Source organism: Rhizobium sp. P38BS-XIX, from assembly GCF_012641435.1.
Taxonomy (GTDB): Bacteria; Pseudomonadota; Alphaproteobacteria; order Rhizobiales; family Rhizobiaceae; genus Rhizobium.
The window spans coordinates 495,589-519,692 of the sequence record NZ_JABAIJ010000001.1 but is presented as its reverse complement, the minus strand read 5'-3'; the positions used below and the strand labels follow the sequence as shown (position 1 = coordinate 519,692).

The window sequence follows — 24,104 nt, the reverse complement described above, 5'->3', positions numbered from 1 at the left end:
ATCAAAAAAATCAAAAATTCTTCACAAACACTCTTGCGGTTTGTCCTCGTTCCGCATAGATCACGGCCACCGAACGCGGCGGGCCAATGACCTGCTGGCGGGACGGGCGATTAGCTCAGTTGGTAGAGCGCCTCGTTTACACCGAGGATGTCGGGAGTTCGAGTCTCTCATCGCCCACCATTTTCTCCAAAATATTTCGAATGTAATTTAGCGTTGCCAAGCAACGAGCGGCATGTGCTTTCACTTATCGTGAAGACACAATCGCTCAATAATTGCCGGTGATGACAATTCCCAGAAGCACTACGGAAACGAGCACCAGAGCCGCGATGATCATCAGCAGCTCTTTGAGCATAAATCTTTCCATCTTACTGCCATCCATGACGTTTGCTCCCCGGCAAACAGCTGAGCGCTTTCAGTCCTAACGTCGAATCGCTGCATTAGGTTGCTCCGACTCCACATGTAAGTGGCCTGGATGTCAATTTCACCAATATCAGTAGGTTTTGCGCCGCCGATATTTGGCCGACTCGCCGATTGATCAAGCGACACGAATCTTTATCGGCTTTTGACGTGGCGCCGGATCGACATAGCCACCCGGCAAGTTGACGGTCTTTGACAAGAGTCTCTCTGCAATGTGCGCCGCCGCAGCTTCCGCCCCTTCTCTGGAGCAGAAATTGCCGCGCACCTGGACGGATGCGGCAAGCAGTCTGAAAAACGCGCTGCGAATCTCCGGCGATGGCGCTGCGGGATCGGTCCAGAATCGATCGAGCGGCTGCTGATCGCTCAAGCCCTCGATATCGTAGATGGACGTTCCGAGAGCCTTTACGGGCTTGCCTGCCTGCAATGCCGAAAGCGCGGCCGTGGAGTTAACCGTCACCATGCCTCGGCTCGCGGCAACCAAATGATCGAGGTTGCCGCCATCAAGGAAATGCACACGAGCAGACAGGCCGCAGGAGGCACTGACCTCTGCTAGATACATGCGCCAATCCACAAGCCCGTTATCAAGCGGATGCAGCTTGACGACGATATGCGTACTGGCGACCGCATTCTGCGCCAGGGAACTCAGAATCAGCCTTATGGCATCCTGCTGTTGATGAAATGGGGAATGCGAGCGCAGCTGATAGTCTGTCTGAAGCTGCAGGGGATAAACAAAGAAATCCGTGCGATCGGCGATCAGCGAGTCGATCGCCTTCTTCGCGTCTCGCCCCCTCTTTCCACTCGCAGGCAGCCGGCGCAGCCAGCCCGCATACTCCATCAGCGGATGGTAGAGCCCGTGCCGTCGATAGCCGGGATAGAGAAACCAGAGAAAGACGGTCGGAAGATAGTAAGCGAGATCGTAGAGCGCTTCGGCAAGGAAAGTCTGGCTGTAACGGCGAGTGCGATCCGGCTCCGGCAGATTGGCGGCCGCGTTCAGGATATGGGCGGGATCGACGGGGAAGTGCGAGTTGGAAGATAGCCCGTCTCTCTCCAAAGTTACCCAATCCGGTCTGAGATAGCCCATCTCCACCACATTGACGCGAACGCCCAATCGCTGCGCCTCTTCGACAGCGATGCGGTGATAGGGACGTTCCTCGCCATGAAGAATCACGTCCGTGATGTTTTCGTCCGCGATTCGCTGCCGAACAAACTCCCGCCAGCGCGAGAAATCCCCCCGATAATTGAGCGCGCCATCCGTTCGCCAGGAAATCCAGTCTCCGGCATTCAGATTGATGCGGATGCACTTGCAGCCGGCCGCCCGCAAAATTCTGGCAATCTCCACGTATAGCGGCGAGGATGGCCCTTGCAGAAAAAGGAACGCAGACGGAGAATCGCCTTCATTCCCCTTCGGCTCTGCAATCATTCCGGAACCTCGGTGCTCAGCCCGGCATAGCGCAGCATGGTTCCGATGAGGTTCCAGGGGGCTTCTTCCTGCGCCTGCTTCGGCTTTTGCGAATGCTGACGCGCCCGGCCGAGCGGAACGATGACGTAATCGGTGCGTGGATCCGGAAACGGGTCTGCAAAAGCCTTCAGGAGCGGCGCGTGATCGCCATAAAACAGCAGCCAGACGGGACGATCGAGCCGGTCCAGGTGATGTGCAAGATTGCCGAGCGCATGATCAGCGCGCATCAAAAGCTCGCTGTAGATTTCCACCGGATGAACCAGATCGCCACAACGGCCCGGCTCCCAGGGCCCGTGATTCGCCATCGAGGCGACAAAGACGAAATTCTTGCTCGTGCCATCCTCGTCTATCGCGCGAATCACGCTCTTGGTCAGGGACAGATCGCTGACGTAGGGACCATCCCGCTCCGGATTATGATCAAACTCATCCAGCATCATCATCCGATCGAAGCCAAGCTGTGGCAAAGCCTTGTGGCGCAAGAAGAAGGTCTTGTCGTATGGATGGATGAACTGCGTCTTCCAGCCAGCCTTTTTCAAGCGCGCTGGCCAGACGACATCCTTGTAGTGGCTGGCGCGGAGATAAGGATAGCTGGCGTCGATATGCACGTTTTCGGGAAGCAGCCCGCTCAGGACGGCAAATTCCGTCCGCAACGTATAGCCGCCCTCGAAGACGCTGGTCATGCGACCCCATTGAGCCGCCTGCTCCCGTAGCCGATCGAGATTCGGAAGCTTGACGTTCTCCACGCCGAAATGGCGGAGATCGATGAAGGATTCCGATTGCCAGATGATGATCAGCGGCTCGTCGTCACCGTGTTCCCAAAGCTCCTGCAAGGCCGAGAGGAAGCGTCCCGATAGCTCGGCGACGATAGTTTCGCGCCGCACACCCACCCAGATAACGAAATGAAAGACCACGGAAGCGAAGGTGCCGAATCGGACCGTATCAACCTTGACGTCGACCCTACCCAGATATTTCTGCGTGAAATGGCAAACGGGCTCGCTGACCAGCCTGTTCAAAAGCGCGAGCCAGGGCGCAAACGCGACGCCCAGCATCAGCAAGATCCAAAGCAACGCATTCTGATCCGGCAGGACCGAGGGCTCCAGATACATATAGAGGCCGCTCAGGCCGAACACGTAGGCGAAGGCGATGATCCAGAAGAAGATATTCAACGACGTCGCGTAAAATATCTCCTTGTATTTGAAGACGTCCACGACGAGCGCGATGTCGGAAAAGACCAGCGGCTCGCGGATGAACTCGAATTTCGCCCGCGAAATGCCGGTGAAGATGACGAAGAAGCTGATGACTGCCTGCGTGCTGTAGATGGGTCGCCAGGAAATCGCGAAGAAGGCGGCATAGATCAATGCAATGACGGGAATTCGGACCGCCCAGTCGCACAGCCTGCGCTGCCAGCTTCTCGGCATCCGATTCTGCGCATTGATGGCAGCAGGCATCGCAAAGACGTCTGTGAGGAACACCACAACGCAGGAAAACGCGAAGCCGGCAATGGTGAGAAACACTGGAAAATCATGAAGCTTCAAGACAATGCCATCCAAATGCCCACTGCCTGCAGCAGCGTTTCTTCAATTCTTGATGGCGCAAGCGCCAGATTTCCGGCTCACCTTCTCAATCCATCTATGCTGATCACATAGCACAGGCAATTGTTTCGTATCACTTACCATGATCAAAGCCTCTGTCTGAGGGATGGACAAGACTTTTGGTTGATTCTTTCTCAATTATCTTTCGCGTTTTTAGCGAAAACCACCAGAATATTGGCGGCTTGATAAATGATCCGAGATAAGCGAGCGCCGTCAGAGAAAATCCGAAGTGGATTCGCCCCCTGCCCCGATCCAGCCCATGCACGATCCTTGCGGCCACCTTCTCCGCGCTCCACGGCTTGACCGACCCCATCAGAACATCGGCCTCGACGGGCCGCAGCGCGACTTCGCGCCGATATTGCGGCGTCAGCGTATCAGGCGGAAAGCAGATGGAAACCTGAACACCGCAAGCTGACGCCTCTGTGCTCAGAGCTTCCGCAAAGCCGCTCAAAGCCGATTTCGAGGCGCAATAAGCGGTATAACCAAAAATGCCGATGAGTGCCGCGCCCGAAGAAATCATCATGATCTTGCCGCGACGACGGCTTTTCATGCCCTTGTAGACGGCACGCACCGCATTTGCCGTTCCAAGCAGATTGATCGTGACCTGCTCATCAAAGACGGATGCCGGCATCGCATCGAAGGCCATGGGCTCAACCACGCCGGCCGATGCGATCAGGACGTCGCACGGCCCGAACGACATCTCGCAACTTTCGACCAAGGAAGAAAGCTGCGCCGCCAACGCGACATCGACCGAGGCGATCTGAATGTGGGAGATATCGACGCCGGGAACAGAGCCAATCTCGGCCTTCGCCTCCTCCAAGCGGGTCAGGTCGCGCGCAAGCAGCGTTACGCGGTCGCCTCTGCCAGCATAAAGTTTTGCTACCGACAGGCCAATTCCGCTTGAACCACCGGTGACGATAACGTGCATGAAACCCACCCCGATGTTACAGCCGATCAGTCGAGGTCTGCGTCATCGGCAGCAGCTGCATCATCTTTTCCATATCGAGCGATGCGAGACCGAAATTGCGGTCCTGCAGGCTTTTCAGCTTTTCCGCGGTCAAGGTGACAGCACGGCGGATTTGTTCTTCGGTGTGATTGCTGGTGATGAAGAACCGAAGGCGGGCCATGCCCTCCGGGACGGCCGGATGGATGATCGGCAGGACGTTGATTCCCTCGGCCAGCAGATCGTTCGAAAGCTGCGCCGCACGAAGAGAATCGCCAACAATCACGGGCACGACCGAATACCCGGTGCTCAGCCCCGTATCGAGGTTTGCAGCCTTCGCGCATTCGAGAAACAGATGACCGTTGCGCCTGAGACGCTCGGTTCGTTGCGGCTCGGACTGCAGGATATCGAGGCCTGCGATTGCGGCAGCGGCCAGAACGGGCGAGAGACCGACGCTATAGACAAAGCCGCCGGCTTCGGCCTTCAGAATATCGGCAAGCGCGTTGCTGCCGGCGATGTAACCCCCGCAGCTCGACGTCGTCTTCGAGAGTGTCCCCATCCATATATCGACCTCGCGCGGATCGAGCCCGAAATGCTCGAACGTGCCGCGGCCGGTCTTGCCGAGAATGCCGAGCGCATGCGCTTCGTCGACCATCAGCCAGAAGCCATAGCGCGCCCTGAGCTCCAGAAGGCCAGGCAGATCGGCGACATCGCCGTCCATGGAGTAGATGCCTTCGACGATAACCAGAATGCGCCTGAAATCCGACGAGAGAGTTTTGAGGATGCTCTCGAGATTGTCGACATCATTGTGCTTGAAGAGCCTGCGAACGGCGCCCGACAGCTTGATGCCGGCCAACGCACTGTTGTGGATGAACTCGTCATGGATCACCAGATCCTGCGGTCCCATCAGGCATCCGATGGCGGCGACATTCGTCAGGTAGCCGCTGACGAAACAAACGGCAGCATCGACGCCATAGACCTGAGCAAGCTTGCGCTCCAGCTCCACATGGCCCGGGCGCTCACCGGCAACAAGACGGCTTGCGGAGGCGGAAATCCCGAAACGATCGATCGCCTCTTTGGCGCTCGATGCAACGAGCGGATCAGTATTGGTGCCCAGATAATCATAGGAAGCGAAGTTTACGAATTCGCGACCGCCGATGCGGGTCGTCGCACCAGCCGCCACATCGTGCGAACGATAGAAGGGATTGGCAACGCCCAGCATCTCGCCGGCTATACGCTGCGTCGCAACGCGCTTGTATTCCGGCAGATCCTCGAAACGGATCGCCGGACGCTGCTGCGGCTGGGACTGCCTGTTCAGGCGTTCGGCGCGATTACGCCCCGAGGATTCGCCAACACGACGCATCTGCTCCAGGAGGCTGCTTTTGTTCTGCTCCGCAGGCTTACCGCCATTGGCGTCTTGCGTCGTCACTGGGCGACCCTTTTCCTGTTACGCAGTATGGCTGCGGGTCAGACGTTCGACCATCTGATCATCGCTCGCCGATGCGCTTTCCGCCGCATCGCTACCGCGGTTCATGACGCGGTCCCGCAGGCGACTGACCACATCACCGACTGTGGTGCCTTCGCCGACACCGCTCAAGGGTATATCGAAGCCTGTCTTCTGTTGGAAGCTCATGCCGAGTTCCATGGCCATCAAACTGTCGAGACCGATATCCTTCAACACTTTGTCGGGGGTCACCGTATCCTCGGTCACACGCAGGATCGCGGCGATTTCCGCGGCAACCAGTTTGTGAAGAGCGGCCTGCGCCTCCTCTTCCGACTTGCCCTTGATCAGCTCCGCCAGATCGATGGTATCGACTTCGTTCAGAGCCTGATGGCTGCCCACATGGCGCATCAGCGGTTCGAACAGCGAGCGGTTGGCAATCGGCAACAAGCGGACGGCGTTCCAGTCGATCTCGCCAATCATGACGGCAGCGGCATCGACCGCCCCCCTGTCGGCGAGCATATAACGCTCGACCTGCTCCAGCGCATCACGCGCCTTCAGCGCCGCCTTGCCGATACGCTTTGACAGCAATTCGTTGACCTCGATGTTGCGGGCAAGAAATCCCTTGTCCGCAATGGCGCCGAAGCCGACGGCCAGAGCAGGCTTGCCCGCCGCGCGGCGCGTTCGCGCCAAGCCCTCGAGATACCCGTTTGCCGCCACGTAGTTCGCCTGGCCGGGATTGCCGAGCATCGTCGTGGCCGATGAGAACAGCAGGAAGAGATCGAGCTGATCTTTTTGCGTCAAGCGATCAAGGATGTCTGCGCCACGCATCTTGACCTGAAGCACTGGACGATTCCGCTCCGGGGTCAGATTGGCAAGCAGCGCATCGTCGAGAACCATGGCGGCATGAACGATGCCCTTCAAAGCACCCTTGGTCCGAAGCGACGCAAGCAGAGCCTCTGTCGCTGCTTCATCCGTGATGTCGCAGGCATGCAGCGAAGCGATGACGCCACGCTTGGCCCAATCATCCATCGCCTTCTTCGTTTCGGCGTCAGCCTCGCCACGGCGCGAGGAGAGCGCGATCCGCCGCACGCCTCTGGCGACGAGCCAATCCGCAGCGGAAAGCCCAAAGCCGCCAATACCGCCCACAACGAGGAAAACACCCTTGGAGTCGAATCGCAGGGACTTGGCCGGCGCGGGCAGAACGCTATCGATGCCGATAACAGGCGGCCGCACGACGATCTTGCCGATATGCCCGGCATTCTGCATCAGGCGGAACGCATTGCCGATCTCGTCATAGGCGAAAGCGCGATACGGAAGCGGCGTCAGCTTTTCATCCGCGAACAGCTGGCCGATCTCGGCAAAGATCCGGCGTGTCAGCTCGGGCACGTTCACCAGCAGCTGATCGGCATCGATGCCGAAATAGCTGACATTGCGGCGGAACGGCCGCAGGCCGATCTTGCGGTCGGAATAATAGTCGCGCTTGCCGAGCTCCAGAAAGCGCCCGAATGGCTTGACGAGCTCGATGCTGCGCTCCATCGCTTCCGAAAAGAGCGAGTTCAAAACGAGATCGACACCCTCACCGCCCGTTATCCGGCGAACGCCGGCAACGAAATCCAGCGAGCGGGAATCGAGCACATGATCTGCCCCGAGCACTTCGAGGAAGCGGCGTTTCTCGATCGTACCCGCCGTCGCGATCACCTTCGCACCCTTGAGCTTGGCGATCTGGAGTGCTGCCAGACCGACGCCACCGGCAGCCCCGTGTATGAGGATCGTTTCGCCGCGTTGGATGCGGCCAAGCTCGACCATGGCATAGTAGGCCGTCAGGAAGGCAACGGGCACAGTTGCGGCGGCAACCGTTTCCATCGTCTCCGGCAGCTTGGTCACGCCATCGCGGTGAACGCGAACATGTGTCGAGAAAGCGGCAGGCCCGATGCCCATCACCTTGTCGCCTGGCTGGAGATCGTCGACGGCGTCGTCGACCGCGAACACCCGCCCGGCAAATTCCATGCCGATCGTCGCTCCCGCGAAACCATCTTCCAGCGCCTCTTCCGGCAGAAGACCCATGGCCCACATGACATCGCGAAAATTGAGACCGGTGGCCTCAACGGCAATGATGACCTCGCCCGCCTCCGGTTCAGGACGTTTCGCTTCTTCCCAAACCATGCTGTCCAGCCGACCGCTCGCATGCTGGCGGATCGTTGCCGCCGCAAAGTCCCGACGGCTCGTTTCACCGGCAGCAAAGGGACCAGCCGCAGCGCGAATCTCGCGGATGTCTCCGCTTGCGCGATCCAGCAGCCACTCTCTGTTCAAGGTCTCGGCCTTCGCGACGCTGTCGATCGCAGCAATGGCTCGCTCGTCATCCGGATCGGCGTCGAGCAGATGCAGGTCCAAGGTATCGTATTCGTTTTGCAGTACGCGGCCAAAAGCCCAAAGGCCGGCATTGGCGCTATCGATCACTCCATCGGCCAGAGGCGAACCGCCCGGCGCTACGATGATCAACCGCTGTCGCCCATTGTCACCACCTCGAGACAAAATGGTCGCAAGCTCCGTGAAAAGCGAGAGACGGAAGAGCGAGAGTTCGGTGGCATCGAGATCACGCTTCGCATTCGCGACGTAAACGATCGCGTGCGGGCTTCGCTCGACGGCTTGCAGCACTTCGGAAAAATCCGCTGGCGAAGAGCCGACGTTAAAGACAGTCACGCGCTTGTCGATGCCGCTCAGGCTTTTCTTACCCTCGCTTAAAACCAGTAGCGGAGTGTGAACGTCGACTTGCGCGATCGCTTCCGGCTGAGGTTCAGCGGCAGCTGCCGCGGCAATCAATGTTCCCTCGGGGAAAGTCAGCTCCTGGATATGAGGTGCTGCAAAGCCCAGACCGATCAGCAGGTCCTCGATCTGCTGGACCGTGCCGAGACGCCCGACCGGAAATTCCGGCGACTGGCTATCCTCGAACCATCCCTGCGACAGGCCAAAAACGAAATCGTTGAAAGCGCTCGGCGCACGATCTGCGAGTAGCAACTGGCCCCCGTGTATCGCTACGGCCCGGACTATCGCTTTGACGCTGTCATCGTGGCGAAGGAGATGCTGACTCTGATCGCCGGACGCAATGAGGATGTTCGCAATGGATCGATCGGCAAGCTTTGCCGGCTCGGTGACGATGACATGCGCATCGCGTTCAAAGGCAATCTCAAGCAAACGCCGCATCTGCTCGCGCGGCTCGGCGATGACGAGGCTCGCGCCGACCGAAGCAGCGATCACAGCGAGCTTGCGGCTGAACGCAGGCGATGCCGCACCGATTTCGACGATGTGCGCAACGATATTTCCCTCGAGCGAGGCTTCCAGTGCCTCGGCTAGGATCGCAAGCCGCTTTTCACTCAGCGGCGATTGAACGAGGACGTGCTCAAGCGTCGCACCGCCGGCCATCGAAAGGCTTACGGCGGCGTCCGGTTCCTCTTCCGTCAGAAGCGGTCGCACCGTTGCCAGGCGCTCCAACGTATCGCGGTAGGCATTGTTGACGAGGACGGCTTCTGCCACGCGGCCGGAATCCTCGCGATAGATCTCCTGAAGCAGCTCGGCAACCGGCGGCAATGTCGGTTCTTGCGGCACCCGCCATTCGCTTCCTGTCGCCTGCGCAATGCCCGCATCCTCAAGGATATAGAGACAATTGGCGAGGAACGGCTTCAATCCCGTACCACCAGGGGCTTCAGCGAGCGACACCATGCCTTTGCTATCGGCAATGACCAGTGCAATGTCATGGCAGGCGCGATAGATCGCAGCATCCAGCAAAAGGCTTGCGTTGTTGGGGGAATAATCTGCAGGTGCCCTAAAAACCGTTGGAGCGGCGGATACGGGCCTATCCGTAGCGGACGTGTGAACAACGACGTTCGAAGGAATGCTCTCGTAATGGAAGGCTACCGCATCGAGCGTTGCGCGGCGGCGCAACTGGGTGCGACGGAAACGGCAATCGTCGAGAACCGCAATCCGCAGGCCCGCCGCGTCAAACAGGCTGAAGCGGGCCTTGATAGAATTGGTGCTGAACCGATCGATCTCGATCACGGCCCTGGCAATCGATCTGCCTGCTGTCAAAACCCTGATCGTGCCGAAGTGAACCGGGATATAGGGTGCGCCCGTTTCATCGCCGGAAAGCTGATCGAACAAGGCGACAAGGCCATGGAAGGCCGCATCGACCGACATGGGATTGAGGTTGTATGTCGCAAAGGGATTTGACGAGGGTGAAGCGGGCTTGAGGTCGACTTCAATCGCGCTGTTGCCATATGCCACGGCTTTCGAAAGAAGCTGGAAATGCGGACCATAGTTCAGGCCGAACCGTTCTGCCGTTTCATAGGTCGTGGCAGACGTCAGGCTGGATTTCCGCTCGCCGCCCCAGCGTCCAGCATCGCTGGCAAAGCCGTCCGCTTCCAAAGGCTTCCGGCATCGCGCAACCGCATGAACAGTCCAATCGTCATGACTGAGGCGCTCGCGCGATCTAATCTCGATGTCACCGGTCTCAGGCGAAAGGATCGTCGACAGCTCCGCCATACGGTCCTGGCGTAACTCCAGCGGACGCACGATCTCCAGATTGCCGATTTCGACGTCATCCGCGCCATAATAGGCTTGCGCGGCAGTAACAGCGATTTCGATAAAACCGCTACCCGGCAGGATCGCCTTGCCGTCTACGACATGTTCGGCAAGATCTGGAAAGAGTTGCGCATCGATATGGTTCTTCCAGCTCGATCCATTGGGATCGGTTCGCCATCCGAGCAGGCCGTATGAACTCTTGCGATCGCGCCCGAAAATATCGATCTCGTCGCTTGTCGGCTGGGTGTGCAATTCCACCAGCTCGAACGGCAGCGGCGGCAGCTTGACGAATGCGTTGCGCGTGGCGCTTCCCCGCGCGCGAAGCGCCGGCGCACCGTTGGCAACGGCACGCGCGAAAGATTGCGAAACAGGATCATGGCCGGCAGCAGGCGCCTCGCGCAAAAGCGTCGGTATGGCGATGACCTGGATCGATGCCTGCTTTGCGATATCGGCTATGTAGTTCGAAAGAATCGGGCGCGGCGAAATCTCGATAAAGAGATTGCACCCCATATCCATGGCAGCCAGGCAACCGGCCTTGAACAATACGGGATCGCGCACATTGCGCCACCAGTATTGCGCATCCAGCAGCCGGCCATCACGAAGTGCGCCGGTGACGGTCGAAATGAATGTCCCTGCTCCGCCATCCGGCGCCACATCCGGCAGATCGGCGAGGAATGCATCCTTGGCGCGATCGATGATCGGGTGATGGAATGGATAGTTGATGTCGAGGACATGCGCCACGATCTGAGATTTCCGCGCGGCATCCTTGAATGCCTCGATCTCGGCAACTGGACCGGAAATCGTCACCGAGTTGGGGGCATTGATCGCCGCGATACAGATGCTGTTCAGACCGTGGGTTTTCGCGAAAGCGAGCGCCGCGTCCTCATTGAGCACCACGGCCGCCATCTTGCCTTCACCGGCCAAGAGATCCTGATGCAGGGAGCGCTTGGCGACGATCGCGACAGCTTCGGCCGCGGTCAATGCCTTAGCGGCATAGGCTGCAGCGATCTCGCCCACGGAATGGCCGAAGACGGCATCGGGTCTGACACCCGTCGCCCACAGACAATCGGAAAGCGACGCCTGGACAGCAAACAACAGCGGCTGGGCAATCTTTGTGTCGGAAAGTCGCGAGGACAGATCCGGCGCGACCAGAATATCCGTCAGCTTCTCTCCGAGATAATATTCAAAAAGTGCGCTGAAAGACTGGAAACATTGGCGGAAATGCCGGTTTTCCTGATAGGCGCCGACGCCCATGCCGGCCCATTGAGAGCCGTTGCCGGAAAAGACGAACGCGATCTTGGTTGCCTGCATCGGCGCTTCGCCGGCTTCACCAACCGAATTCTTGCCGGCAAGATGGGACTCGATCGCTTCGAGCACGGACGCGCTGTCCTTGGCCCGCGCCGCAAAGCGATGGCGCATAGGTTCGCGATTGGCGGCGGCGGACGCGATGATCTGGCGCGCTTCTTTGGGCTCGGCCTGCGCAAGGCGAACTTTGTAATCCTCAAGCAGCCGCGTGAGCGCCGAGGCCGTGTGGGCGCTTGCAGCAAACACTACCCCCTCGCCGCGAAGCTGCGGCTCCGGCGGCGCGACCGGATCGGGATCGCTGATGACGACATGCGCATTCGTTCCGCCGAAGCCGAAGGAATTGATGCCCACAAAGCGAGCCTGCTTTGCAGGGAGAAGTTCGATAGCAGAGGTGTTGATCCTGACGTTCAATCCTTCGAAATCGATGTTTTCATTCGGCTGGTCGAAATGCAGCGACGCCGGAAGGAAATTGTTTTCAAGCGCGATCATTGCCTTCAGCAGACCAAAAAGGCCTGATGCCGGCTCGGTATGCCCGATATTCGTCTTGATCGATCCGACCGGCACCGGAGCACGGCGATTGCGCCCGATGACCTCGCCGATCGCCCAGATCTCGGCGGGATCACCGACTTTCGTGCCCGTCCCATGTCCCTCGATGAAGGCAATCCGGTTGAAATCTATGTTGTGCTTTTCATAGATCGATCGAAGCAGGGCGGCCTGCGCCTCACGTGACGGCAGCGATATGCCATTCGTGCGGCCGGAAGAATTGACGCCGACGGCGTGAAGTCTGGCATAGCTTCGATCCCTTTCGCGCAACGCGACGTCGGTGCGACGCAACACGATCGCCGCGCCACCCTCGGCGCGGACATAACCACGACCATTGTCGTCATAAGCGCGGCACAGCCCTTCCGGCGACAACATGCGGGCCTGCGAAAAGCCGACAAAGGACATGGGATTGAGCAATAGGTTGATGCCGCCAACGATCGCGGTGTCGATCTCACCTGTTTCGAGAGCACGCATGGCCTGATCCAGCGCGACAAGCGACGAAGAGCACGCCGTATCGATTGTCATGCTCGGGCCACGCAGCCCGAATATGTGCGAGATACGATTGGAAACGATGGATAGCGTATTGCCCGTCATGAAATACGGGCTGCCGGACGCCGGATCCTCGAGCGTCAGATTGCCATGTTCAAGCGAGGAGGCCCCGATATAAACACCGACCGTTTGGCCGGCGAAGCCGTCGATCGGCAGGTTTGCGTCTTCCAAGGCCCGCCATATGACATTCAGCAGGATGCGCTGCTGCGGATCCATCTGCATCGCTTCGCGCTGTGAAAGGCCGAAAACCGCAGGATCGAACGCATAGATGTTTTCGAGAACTCCGGCAGCATAGCTGTAGGTCTTTCCCGGAACGCCGACAGCCGGATGCCAAAAGCGCGCCAAGTCCCAGCGCTCTTCAGGGATGCGGCTTACTGTGCAGCGTCCTTCCTTGAGAACGAGCTGTAGCTCTTCGATCGAACCCGCCCCAGGGGCAACGCTTGCGCGTCCGATAATTTCAACTGTCATGATCTCTCGGCAATATTTTTACAACGTGCGTCGTATCGAATCGGCAATATCACTGTCGACTGCACGCATTCTCATAATCTCTGGTTGTCAGAGACGGCAAAACTGCGTGTATAGCCAACATGTGACAGTCCGATAATCGAAGCAATGCATTCATTCCCGCGCCCTCGCTCCACCGGCCAAAAGCAGCCCCGCGGACGATTTGACGCCAGCCGTTATGTGCATCGATTCACGGCCAATTTCCGACCGTCAACAAGGCTCGATCCGTCCCGATCATACAAATGTCGGCATCTATCGCAGGCGACGCGGCAGGAGCAAACCTGGGATATCACCAGACCGTCGCCTTCCACGACTAGTTATTCAAAAGGGTCGCCGTCGCCGCGCCTTGTGCCGCGATCCCCAGCGGAGCGCCAACTATTGTCAGGAACTTGCGAATATCGACGGAAGGATGGCGTGATACGTAGATCACGTCGCGGCTTTTGACCGGGAAAGTCTGACCGACAATCAAGCTGTCGGGATGAGTCATATCGAAGCGATAGACGATCGGATAGCGCCCCTTCGAGTCCGGGGCCATGCCCTTGCGCAGCAATTCCTGGAAGCGCGCCGGCCCAAGAAGGCTCTTGACGATTTCAGGCTCTTCGTACCTGAACAGGAAGAAACCCTTGGCGTTGCTGGAATCGTCGATGGCGCCGTGCCCCAAGGCGACGGCTTCAAGCAGATTGAGATCGTTCGAGCCAAATTCCAGGCGTCCGTCTCCACGTACGGAACCGAGCAGGGTGAAGGTTCTCGGATCACGCACGAGGAAAATCTGATCGCCCGGCTGAACCAGGATGTTCTCAGAGGGATGCTCGATGATCGACTTCAGCAGAACGGTTCCCGTCCTGTTGCCGCGAACAAGCGTCACGTAGGTCTCGTAGGGCTGAGTCGTCGGGCCACCGGCCTTTGCGATAACTTCGGTGATCTTTTCCTTGGTCAGATCAAGCGAAACCATCGATGGGCGCCCGACAGAGCCGGACACTGTCACCGTGCGCGATGGCGTCCCCATGCTCGTGACAATAACATCGGGTTCGACTGCCTTTGTCGCCAAGGCTGCCAGAATCGCCTTCCGGGCCCCTTCAAGCGACTTGCCGGCAAAGCTCACGGAGCCCGCATAGGGAATGGATGCCCGCCCGTCCGGCTGCACGACGATGTCAAGCGACACCTGTTTCGATTGCGCCGTGGAGAAGAGACCGTCGGTGCCGGCTTCGAAAATCGTCACCTTCAAAGCATCGCCGACGCCGATGACCGCGGGGCCGACGCCGCCGCCTATTCCGAAGCGGCGATTGAATGTCGTGGAAACATAGTCGGAAACCAGGCGGGCGCTACGGCTGTCGATGTCGACGATATCGAAGACGGCGGCATTCTGGCGGCCAAGCTCCGCGCCGGATTGACCGGCATCATTGTTGATGGCGCCGGCAAGAGGGCCTTCGCTCGATACGGAATTGCAGCCTGCTAGAACTACGCAACAAAGTACGGCGCCAATACGAATCAATTGAACAACCTCAAATTTTATTAGCTGTCGCCACTACCCGATGGCTGGCGCCGACATCGTATGCATCAAATCTAACGATGCTTTGAAAAGCATAATGAGCTTTCATCAACAAGCCCATTACACTGCGAATACAATCAAAAAAATCAGATGCGATCATCCGGACACACTTGTCATTGATGATAACCTGATCGCGCCGAGGTATAGGCGGCAAATATGAACAACGCAATTTGAGCGGCTATTCTTTGTCAATTTTAAATTAAATTTTTCGAAAGATGGTAAAGGATCATTAAGCATCCGCTTTCCCGAAAATCGACGAAATAGCGACATTATGTTCCGTATAAATACCACTTGCTCTGCTTTTCAGGCGATTGCTATTGCCTGCAGGAGATACGAGGCATACACCTTAATTTGAGCGACGACGACGGATTATAGTAATTAGAAGTTGTTACATCGCGGTTTTCAGCAGGATAGATATTTCAATGACAATGGCAGCAGAAACCGCCTTTCCTGGCGCCGAGGGTTGGGAAACTGCTGTCGCAATAAAATATTCTTCTCAACTCGAAATTTGGTAATAGCCACATGCGATCGGCCGAATGCTGATGGCAATGAAAGTTAGGTCAATGCTCGGTTTCTCAAAACGCTCCCGAAACAAGCAATCTAAAAACCCCCTGGAGATATTCGATCAGTACGAGCAGGGCGTACCGGCTCACCAGAATGCCATAGACGCTCTTCCGGGTTGGAACTGCGCTTTTCCGCCGGATTTGAATGTCAACGCGGGCACGCTGCCACTCTATGCCGATGATCGTATCGACTGGGCGTTGCGCACCTTCGGCTCCATCGAAGGCAAGACGGTTCTGGAAGTCGGCCCTCTGGAAGGCATGCACACCTACATGCTGAATTGTCATGGCGCCTCGAGAATCGACGCGATCGAAGCAAACCGCCTTTGCTTTCTGCGGTGTCTCGTCACCAAGCAGATTCTGAATATCGCCAATGCCGCCTTCATGCTGGGTGACATCCACGCCTGGCTCAGCGAGCGCGAGCAGATCTACGACCTGGCGATCGCATCAGGCGTTCTCTATCATATGGCCGATCCTGGGGAATTTCTTCGGCTCCTGGCAAAACGATCGAATGCGGTCTTCATCTGGACGCATTTCTTCCTGGAAGAAGCGATGCCGGAGGGGGACGTTCGTCGCCTGCCTTTCAGCGGCAAGATCGAGACCAAAATGGTCGACGGCACACCGGTTCGCTATTATGAACGCAGCTATCATCACGCCAATGCCAATGCCTCCTTCTGTGGTGGCATGAAGGATCGGCACTTCTGGATGCATAGGGACGATATATTGACGCTGCTGCGCCAATTTGGCTTTGACGATGTAATCATTCGCGATGAGAACCTAGATCATCCCGGCGGTCCGAGCTTTTCGCTGCTGGCGCGCAAAACGCCCGTCGAAGGCTGACGAGAGGTCTGAATGCGGGAATTCGAAAACGGCGAACCCAATCAGCACACCGCGCATCTCGATGCGGCGGGCAGCGTGATTGGCATCAGTGCTCTCTCCACGATTTGTCCCTGCTGGCTGCCGGCTTTGGAAAACCGCCGTGCTTTTTAACCTCGAACATGATCACGGAACATTGATCGAAGGCTATCTGATACCCGACGGGTTCTCGGACAAGCCGCACATCAAGATCTCCGACGCCAACGGCGAATTGATGGTTCTGCCGTGCGATCAGGTCAAGCAGGCGGTCATCGATTCGGGCCGCCATGAAGACGGTCGAGTCGGATTCTTGCTGGATACGTCGATCATTCCGGATCTGGCCGAGCGCACGTCGTTGATGATTCATGACGCGAAGTCTGGCTTGCTGATTTATCGACGCCCTCAGACGTCGCCCATCATACCCCTGAAAGTCGTCCGGTTGGAAACGCAGCTATTGCCGATGGTCAAGTTCGACTATCACTGCGGCCGCCACTTCCAGTACGAGATTTCCTCCGTAGAGCGCTTCGGCCACGAAACCGCGCTTCAAGCATTTCATCTGAATGCCATTCAATCGATCTACATTAGCGGGCGACTGCTGATGCGCAATTACGAGGAATTCCTGGATAAGGGTTTCAAGGCAATTACCCTGCTGACGGATCCTTATTATGAATTGGCCTTGCGGATTTTCCTTCTGAAACGAATGGCAAAAACCCAGATCTCCTTCTTCGGCGACCGCGACAAGATCATCCTTGCTCCTGCGGCGGAGCACTTTGCCGAGGTCGATCTCGACAACGAGGTCTCGCTCAAGAACGCCCTCAAGAAGGCGCCACAGAATGTCCGCACCGTTCTCGTGTCACCCGTCACCCGCCAGCTGGCAACGACCATACCGGAGCAGACGGTGACGCGCTCGGATGTCGCGACCGCGATCGATCTCCTGTCGCGCTTCACAATTGTCGGGCGAGACAGCGACAGCCTTTATTTCCAACACGCGGTCAGCGAATTGCTTGGGATTTCGGTTGAAGATTTTCCGCTACCCCCGAGACACAGTGCTCTCGAAGAGATTGCGACGCGCCTGCGTTCATTGCATATTGCCGAACTGATGCTCGAAGAGGACTTGATCTTCGATCACTATGTGCGCGAAGCAATGAAGCCAGACTCAGCTGAACTGCCGGAAACGATTGCAAGCCGACATGCCAAAACCAGTCATCGATGAGGCAATAGTTCAGGAGTATCCTCGGGCAAAACCCGAGCGGCATTTCCTGCCATCCCTGTTTCGGCGCAAGATGCCGAGCACGCGCGAGCGGAACGATATCGAGGAAATCGAATATATTCCGGTTCACGACGGGCGCGAGCCGGAAACGCGGTCCGGGGGCAAGCCCCCGCTAAGGCTGCTCGGCTTCGTGCTGCTCGTGATCCTGCCTTTCGTCGCAAGTTCCATCTACTATGCGTTCATAGCCTCGAACCAATATGTCGCCGAAGCTCGCTTTGCCGTGCGGGCGGTATCCGGCGCCGGCGACAGCAGCGGCGAGAGTGGTGCTTCGGGAGGCGGAGGGGCGACGAATGCCCTCAACATGCGCTCTGCCTCGCAGGATGCCTATGTGGTGACCAGCTTCATCCACTCGACGGAAATCCTGAAGCGCATCGGCGCAAAAATCGACTACCGGTCGATGTTTACAAAACAGGATGCGGATTTTCTGACGCGCTTTCGCGCTTCGGACTCCGATGAAGAGTTTCTGAAATATTGGAACGACCACGTCACCGCTTACATCGACGTGACCTCCGGCATCATCACCTTGAAGGTCAGGACATTTGCTCCGGACGATTCCGTCAAGCTCGCCGATGCGATCATCGATGAGAGTGAAAAGCTGATCAACGAACTTTCCGAACGCGCTCGCAACGACATCGTTCAAAGCATGAAAGCGGATGTGGAGAAAAGCGGCAAGGCTTACGGCGATGCGCTCGTTGCTCTCAATCAATTTCAAAATGCGTCGGGATTGCTGAGCCCCCAGACACAGGTGAAAAACAGCGGCACGCTTCTCACGGGTCTGCTTGCTCAGAAGATGGAATTCGAAACGCGCCTTTTTGTCATGCGGCAGTCGAACGCCGAGAACTCTCCGGCATTTCAGCAGCTGATGCTTGCGAAGAACAGCCTCGATGCCCAGATCGACAAGATGAAATCGGAACTGACAGGCCCGGAAAACGCAAGCCTCGCCAAGGCCCTGCTTGATTACTCCAGGCTCGATACCGATCGCATGATCGCGGAAAAGCTCTACGAGAGCTCGCAGAAGAATTATGAAGCCGTGCTTGCGGAAGCGCTGCGAAAAACACTTTATCTGGCCGTGTTCGTAAGACCTATGCTTCCGGAAGAATCGATTTTCCCACGCCGCGTCAGCACGCCGCTGATCATATTGCTGGGGTTGATCGTCGCATGGGCGACACTGTCCCTCATATGGGCCTCCGTGGAGGACCACCGGATATGAGCGGGGACGGCGTATGATCCGCTTCAACAATGTCTCGAAGTTCTTCAAGACCGCGGCCGGGAAAAAGGTCATCCTCGATCGCGTCAGCTGCGAATTCGAGGCGGGATATTCCTACGGCCTGCTGGGCGTGAACGGTGCCGGCAAATCGACCACTATACGCATGATTGCCGGAACGATGTTGCCCAACTCCGGGAAAATATCGAAAAACGTAAGGGTGTCTTGGCCGTTGGGTCTCGCCAGCGGCTTCAATCCGCTGATGACGGGCCGCGCCAACGTTCATTTCGTTGCTCGTGCCTATGGTGAGGATGTCAGGCGCGTTTCGCGTTTCGTCGAAGAATTCGCCGAGCTCGGCGACTATCTCGACGCGCCCGTGCGTACCTATTCCTCCGGCATGGGTGCCCGCCTCGCCTTCGGCCTGTCGATGGCGATAGAATTCGAATGTTATCTGGTGGACGAAGTTCTGGCCGTGGGGGATGCCCGTTTTCAGGAGCGCTGCCGCATCGCGTTCGAAAATCGCCGCAAGTCCTCCGACATCATCATGGTGTCCCACAGCATGAGCATGATCAACATGCATTGCGACAAGGGCATGGTGCTGGTCGATGGCAGACTAATCGTCTTCGATAAGGTGGAGCAGGCCATCGAAGCGTACTATAGACTGAATCGATAGGACACGAGGGATTGCCGACAAGGCCCGATATGGCTCACGAAACAGACAACGCGCCCCAGACGATTCAGCTCAGTGCGACGGAGCATAGCCGCAACGTGGCCACGAATCTGTCCGTCACGGCGCGCAAGCTGCGTTTCTCGACGTCGAGGCGGAGCCAATTGTTTCGGGCCGTCGGGCTTCGACCACGTCCGATGCAACAGATCATCGGCAGGGCAATCCTAGTGTCGACGTTTCTATTGCTCGTCGTCCCCAATGTCATTTCGATATTCTATTTCACTGTGCTGGCCTCCGACCAGTATCAATCGGAGACGCGCTTTACCGTTCGCTCGTCCACGCCCGCGCTTGGAGGTAATCAGCTGACCAAGGTGACGGGCCTTCCGGCTGCACAAATCGTTCAGGATACGCTGATCGTCACCAACTTCATCAAAAGCAAGGACATGGTGGCCGCGCTTAAGGACAAGCTCGATTTACAGAAAATCTACGGCAACGACTCGATCGATCGGCTCGCGCGGCTGAAGCGCGATACGAGTTCGGAAAAGCTGCTGGATTATTGGGAAAGCATGGTCTCGGTCAAAATCGATGCGAACAGCGGCATCGTGACGGTCCGAGTCCGGGCGTTTTCCGCAGCCGACGCGCAAAAAGTCCTGCAACAGGTCGTGGCCGCATCGGAATCCGTCGTCAACGACGTCAACAACCGCGTTTGGCGCGATGTCATTGCGACCGCTCAGGCCAATATGGACAATGCCAAGGACCAGCTGCAGAAGGCGCGGGACCGGCTTCTCGCCGCCCGCAACCAGACCGGCGTGCTCAGTGTGGAGGGGTCGTCAACCGTCCTTACGAACCTGATTTCCTCGGTTCAGAAAGAGCGGATCGATCTGCAGCAGAAGTATGATGCCTTGCTCGGAACCGTCTCGCGCGACGCACCGCAAATGCGTGTCTTAAAACGCGAGATCGACAGCAAGCAAACCCAGCTCGATCAGCTGAACAGCCAGATCGCCGGGCAAAACAATTCCGAGAAAAATCTTGCCGATGTCTCGGTCGACATGTCTCAGCGAGAGCTTGAGCAGAACCTCGCGGAACAGCAGTTCGCCATCAGCATGAAAACGTTGGAGCAGGTTCAGTTCGTCAGCAAACAGCAACTTCTATATCTGGACACTTTCCTTGCACCGGATTTACCGGACGAGGCAGAGTATCCGCAACGCATGCTTTGGATCGCACTTGTTTTCGGCGCAAGCCTCCTGATCTGGGGAGCGGCGTTCGGCATATTGATCAATATCAAAAATCGTTTCGCTTAAAAATTTCAACGGATAGCCCCATTCAGATCCTGCGCGACATCGTCTATCGACTGCTTCCGAAGCCGCGGCCGTTCGGCGCCCAGGCGAGCGATCGTCAACGTGCGGCGAAGCGGCTGCTTATCCTGTCGCGATATCCCAATCCGAGTTTCAGCTACTATCTCGACGAGCGGGCCAAAGCGCTCGGCGACATACCTGTGATCATGAAGGGTCTTGACGATTCCCTCGATGCCATCGAGAGCGATGGTCTGTTCGTCATCATCTGCCGCTACATCAAACAGCCGCAATTGCGCTGGCTCGAAGAGCGGCGCGACAAGCTTGCCGGCGTCGCATACTTCGTGGATGACGATATCCGCGCCGTCGTCAGCGGCAATGAGGCGAGCTTGCCTTATAAATTCAGGCTCATGAAACTGGCGGTGCGCCCCTTGCCACGGGTTAACCAGCTGCTGACGCATATATGGACTTCGACGGAAACGCTTGCGGGTACGTTGGCAGCGCCGGGTCATCAGGTCGACGTTCTTGCCCCCATGCCGGCTGACGTGATTAATGATCTATCAGAGGCGAAAGCCGACCAGGTCATGCCATTGAAGATGGTCTATCATGCGACGGGTGTTCACCGGCGAGAACATGAATTTCTGATGCCGATCGTTCAGGCCGCGATGGAAAAGCATGCCCATCTGCATTTTGAAGTTTTTGCCAATGGCACGCTTGCGCGCCGTTGGAGCGGCCAGGGAATCGATTCCGCTCGCATAGCGGTTGTCCCACCCCTCACTTGGCCGGCCTATCTTGCGATAACATCGCAGCAAGGTGCGGACATTGCCTTGGCGCCGCTGCTTTCGGGAAAGACCAATGCAAGCCGCGCCGACACGAAGCGGATCGACATCAGCCGCATGGGAGCTGCGGCTATTTTCTCCCGATGCCCGACGTTCACACGATGCGCCGTTCCCGGAGAGTTTCACATCGGCAACACGGCCGAAGACTGGCTGCAGACGATCGATCGATTGGTAGGCGACCGCGAATGCCGTCTCGCTGCTCGCGATGCGACCCGGATCTCCATCGAGAAAATGCGCGAGCATGCGACGCCGGCTTTTCCCGGCATCTATTTTGAGCCGCTCGATGATGCGGCCTAGACCAAATTTGATAAATGATAAGCGCCGCAGGCGTCTGGATTTAAATAGTCGATGGCTCTGAAGATCTTACCCAACTCCGACCTTGAACGCGATACCGCCGCGCATGGGGCATCCGATCTTTGGAAATCCCTGGGTGACGATCCCGCATTCGAGATCCGGTTTTCGCCCCTCAGAAAGAGACTGCTCGTCATTCACTTGACAGCCGCAGAGGAGCCGATCGATCCCAAATTATATATCAATCGGGGCCGCGGTTTTCGGGAGGCGGATGCCGTTTCGCTATCGGAGGCTCGGCGCTTCGTCATCACGGCCGATGTAGGATCGGTCGGAACTATCTGCGCATTGCGTGCCGACCCCGCCAGCTTCCTGACGAGATTTCATTTTGAGATCAAAGCATTTTCTTCGGCCAAGTCGGCAGAAAAACATATTTCGCAACTCCTGAGCACCGGCGATAAGGCAGAGCGCATCGACCTGGGCAAGCTCCCGCAACATTGGACGAAACTACCAAAATTGCGTTTCGGGAAGCGGGCGCCGAGCCTGACGATCCAATACGCCGACGCAAACTATCGATTGGCTGCCGAACTTGTCGCTGCGCCGGTGTCCGCGACAGCAGGCCATTGGCTGAGCGTCGTCGTTCCGGTCTATAACGCCCCTGCCCGCTATCTGGACGACCTGGTCAGATCCTTCGAGATGCAGGGAGAGCAAGGCACGGAGCTCATTTTGAGCGACGATGGCTCGACCTCGTCTGAAACGCGACAATGGTATGCGAAGCGGACGGAAGGCACCAATGTGCGCATTGTGCTCAACGACCGCAATGGCGGCATCGCGGCTGCCACCAATGCCGGGCTGGCGCACGCGCAAGGTCAATGGGTTGCCTTCCTCGACCATGACGACGTCATTGCTCCTCATGCCTTCAAGCTCATGAGGCACACACTCGAACAAAATCCGGATGCAGGCTTTCTCTACACCGATGAGCTTGTCGTCGATGACACATTGAAGCCGACGGGCATCATGCTCAAGCCGGCGTATGACTCCGTATTGCTGACAGGCGTCAACTACATCAACCACTTCTCCGTCTATCGCCACAACCGACTGCGTGAAATCGGCTACCTGCGGACCGGATATGATGGCTCGCAGGATTACGACCTGCTGCTGCGCTATCTGGAAGGCATTCCGGAGGAACGTATCCTTCACCTGCCCTACCCCGCCTATTGGTGGCGGCGCAACGGCCAGACCTATTCGCGCAAGTTCATGGAGGCGGCGACGGCAAATGCCAGAAAGGCGCTCACGGAGCGGTTCGCCCGGCAGCAGCAAACAATCGACGTTCAGGGTGCGCTGACAAAAACGCTGCATCGCGTCACATTCGAACCGCCACGCGATTGGCCGAAGATATCGATCGTCATTCCCAGCAAGGACGGTTTCGATCTGATCTCCCGCATCCTTCATGACGTGTTCGAAAAAACTGACTATCCGAATTTCGAAGTGCTGGTCATCGACAACGGCTCGACGAAGCAGGAGGTTCTTGATCTCTACGAGCGTTATCGCCAGACGCATCCCAATTTTTCCGCCGCCGTCGCCCCCGAAGCCTTCAACTTCTCGCGCTCGGTCAATCGCGGGCTGAGTGCCGCCACCGGAGATCACTTTCTCATTCTCAACAATGACGTCGAGGTCATCGAACCGGGCTGGTTGAAGGAAATGGTGTCCTGTCTAGCCTATGACAGAACAGGCATCGTCGGCGCCAAATTGCTCTTTGCCAACAACAAGATACAGCATGCGGGCGTGATCATCGGCTTCGGAGGACTGGCGGGTCACTGGTACCTGAACAAGCCCAGGGAATTCGGCGGTCCCATGAACCGGCTGCATGTGCGCAACACCATGACCTGTGTCACCGGCGCCGTGATGCTGATCTCGGGTGACTGCCTACGCAGAATAGGCGTCTTCGACGAGGAGAATTTCGCCGTCGCCTATAATGATGTCGATTATTGCCTGCGTGCCCACAAAGCCGGTTTTCGCATCATATGGACGCCCTTTGCCTGCCTCTACCATCATGAATCGCTCTCGCGCGGCTCCGACAAATCGGGTGAGCGAAAGAAGCGCTTCAATCAGGAAAAGGAAAACCTGCGCCGCGCGCATGCGACCCAGGGCTTTGCGGATAGGGCTCTCAACCCCGCCTATAGCCGCGACAAATCAGACCCGAGAATTCTGGTGCCGACGAAGCTCTTCATTCCATCGATGTCGTAGAA

The 24,104-nt window shown here is 57.5% G+C and carries 14 protein-coding genes and 1 tRNA gene; 9 read left to right on the top strand and 6 right to left on the bottom strand.

Annotated elements, in window-relative coordinates; genetic code table 11:
- Nucleotides 1–104 precede the first annotated feature (104 nt).
- Nucleotides 105–180: transfer RNA gene (locus tag HGP17_RS02485), tRNA-Val, on the top strand.
- A 355-nt stretch (nucleotides 181–535) separates the two neighbouring features.
- Here the strand turns inward: HGP17_RS02485 and HGP17_RS02480 are convergent.
- From HGP17_RS02480 to HGP17_RS02455, 6 genes are all read right to left on the bottom strand, one after another.
- Nucleotides 536–1,837 carry a capsular biosynthesis protein gene (locus tag HGP17_RS02480; protein WP_168805642.1) on the bottom strand — a complete coding sequence of 434 codons (1,302 nt, stop codon included), beginning with the start codon at nucleotides 1,835–1,837 and terminating at the stop codon, nucleotides 536–538.
- On the bottom strand, nucleotides 1,834–3,411 hold the full coding sequence (locus HGP17_RS02475) for a sulfatase-like hydrolase/transferase (protein WP_246703947.1): 1,578 nt from the start codon (nucleotides 3,409–3,411) through the stop codon (nucleotides 1,834–1,836). Before HGP17_RS02475 ends, HGP17_RS02480 begins: the two co-directional genes overlap by 4 nt.
- Nucleotides 3,412–3,541: 130 nt before the next feature.
- Nucleotides 3,542–4,396 carry an SDR family oxidoreductase gene (locus HGP17_RS02470; RefSeq protein WP_168805638.1) on the bottom strand — a complete coding sequence of 285 codons (855 nt, stop codon included), beginning with the start codon at nucleotides 4,394–4,396 and terminating at the stop codon, nucleotides 3,542–3,544.
- A 16-nt stretch (nucleotides 4,397–4,412) separates the two neighbouring features.
- Entirely contained in the window at nucleotides 4,413–5,774 is a 1,362-nt protein-coding gene (locus HGP17_RS02465) for an aminotransferase class I/II-fold pyridoxal phosphate-dependent enzyme (RefSeq protein WP_246703979.1), read from the bottom strand.
- Nucleotides 5,775–5,858: 84 nt separating this feature from the next.
- Nucleotides 5,859–13,295 carry a type I polyketide synthase gene (locus HGP17_RS02460; protein ID WP_168805634.1) on the bottom strand — a complete coding sequence of 2,479 codons (7,437 nt, stop codon included), beginning with the start codon at nucleotides 13,293–13,295 and terminating at the stop codon, nucleotides 5,859–5,861.
- 349 nt (nucleotides 13,296–13,644) lie between these two features.
- Nucleotides 13,645–14,823 (bottom strand): polysaccharide biosynthesis/export family protein, encoded by a 1,179-nt coding sequence (locus tag HGP17_RS02455; RefSeq protein WP_168805632.1) that lies wholly within the window; start codon nucleotides 14,821–14,823, stop codon nucleotides 13,645–13,647.
- A 605-nt stretch (nucleotides 14,824–15,428) separates the two neighbouring features.
- Here HGP17_RS02455 and HGP17_RS02450 point away from each other — a divergent pair.
- The 8 genes from HGP17_RS02450 to HGP17_RS02415 all read left to right on the top strand — a co-directional run bounded on the left by HGP17_RS02450 (nucleotide 15,429) and on the right by HGP17_RS02415 (nucleotide 24,102).
- Nucleotides 15,429–16,280 (top strand): class I SAM-dependent methyltransferase, encoded by an 852-nt coding sequence (locus tag HGP17_RS02450; RefSeq protein ID WP_246703946.1) that lies wholly within the window; start codon nucleotides 15,429–15,431, stop codon nucleotides 16,278–16,280.
- Nucleotides 16,281–16,292: 12 nt separating this feature from the next.
- Entirely contained in the window at nucleotides 16,293–16,430 is a 138-nt protein-coding gene (locus HGP17_RS33485) for a hypothetical protein (protein WP_168805630.1), read from the top strand.
- Nucleotides 16,420–17,508, top strand: a complete 1,089-nt coding sequence (locus tag HGP17_RS02440) for a hypothetical protein (RefSeq protein ID WP_168805628.1) — start codon at nucleotides 16,420–16,422, stop codon at nucleotides 17,506–17,508. The genes HGP17_RS33485 and HGP17_RS02440 overlap by 11 nt, the downstream gene beginning before the upstream one ends.
- A complete protein-coding gene (locus tag HGP17_RS02435) occupies nucleotides 17,486–18,775 on the top strand; it encodes a capsule biosynthesis protein (RefSeq protein ID WP_168805626.1) in 1,290 nt (429 codons plus the stop codon). Before HGP17_RS02440 ends, HGP17_RS02435 begins: the two co-directional genes overlap by 23 nt.
- Before the next feature lie 13 nt (nucleotides 18,776–18,788).
- Complete coding sequence (locus HGP17_RS02430; RefSeq protein WP_168805624.1) at nucleotides 18,789–19,442, top strand: ABC transporter ATP-binding protein; 654 nt, start codon at nucleotides 18,789–18,791, stop codon at nucleotides 19,440–19,442.
- 95 nt (nucleotides 19,443–19,537) lie between these two features.
- The gene (locus tag HGP17_RS02425) at nucleotides 19,538–20,737 is read left to right on the top strand and encodes a capsule biosynthesis protein (RefSeq protein WP_348648879.1); all 1,200 of its coding nucleotides are present in this window, start codon (nucleotides 19,538–19,540) and stop codon (nucleotides 20,735–20,737) included.
- 200 nt (nucleotides 20,738–20,937) lie between these two features.
- Nucleotides 20,938–21,864 carry a hypothetical protein gene (locus tag HGP17_RS02420; RefSeq protein ID WP_246703977.1) on the top strand — a complete coding sequence of 309 codons (927 nt, stop codon included), beginning with the start codon at nucleotides 20,938–20,940 and terminating at the stop codon, nucleotides 21,862–21,864.
- A 51-nt stretch (nucleotides 21,865–21,915) separates the two neighbouring features.
- Nucleotides 21,916–24,102, top strand: a complete 2,187-nt coding sequence (locus tag HGP17_RS02415; RefSeq protein WP_168805619.1) for a glycosyltransferase family 2 protein — start codon at nucleotides 21,916–21,918, stop codon at nucleotides 24,100–24,102.
- The last annotated feature ends 2 nt before the right edge of the window (nucleotides 24,103–24,104 follow it).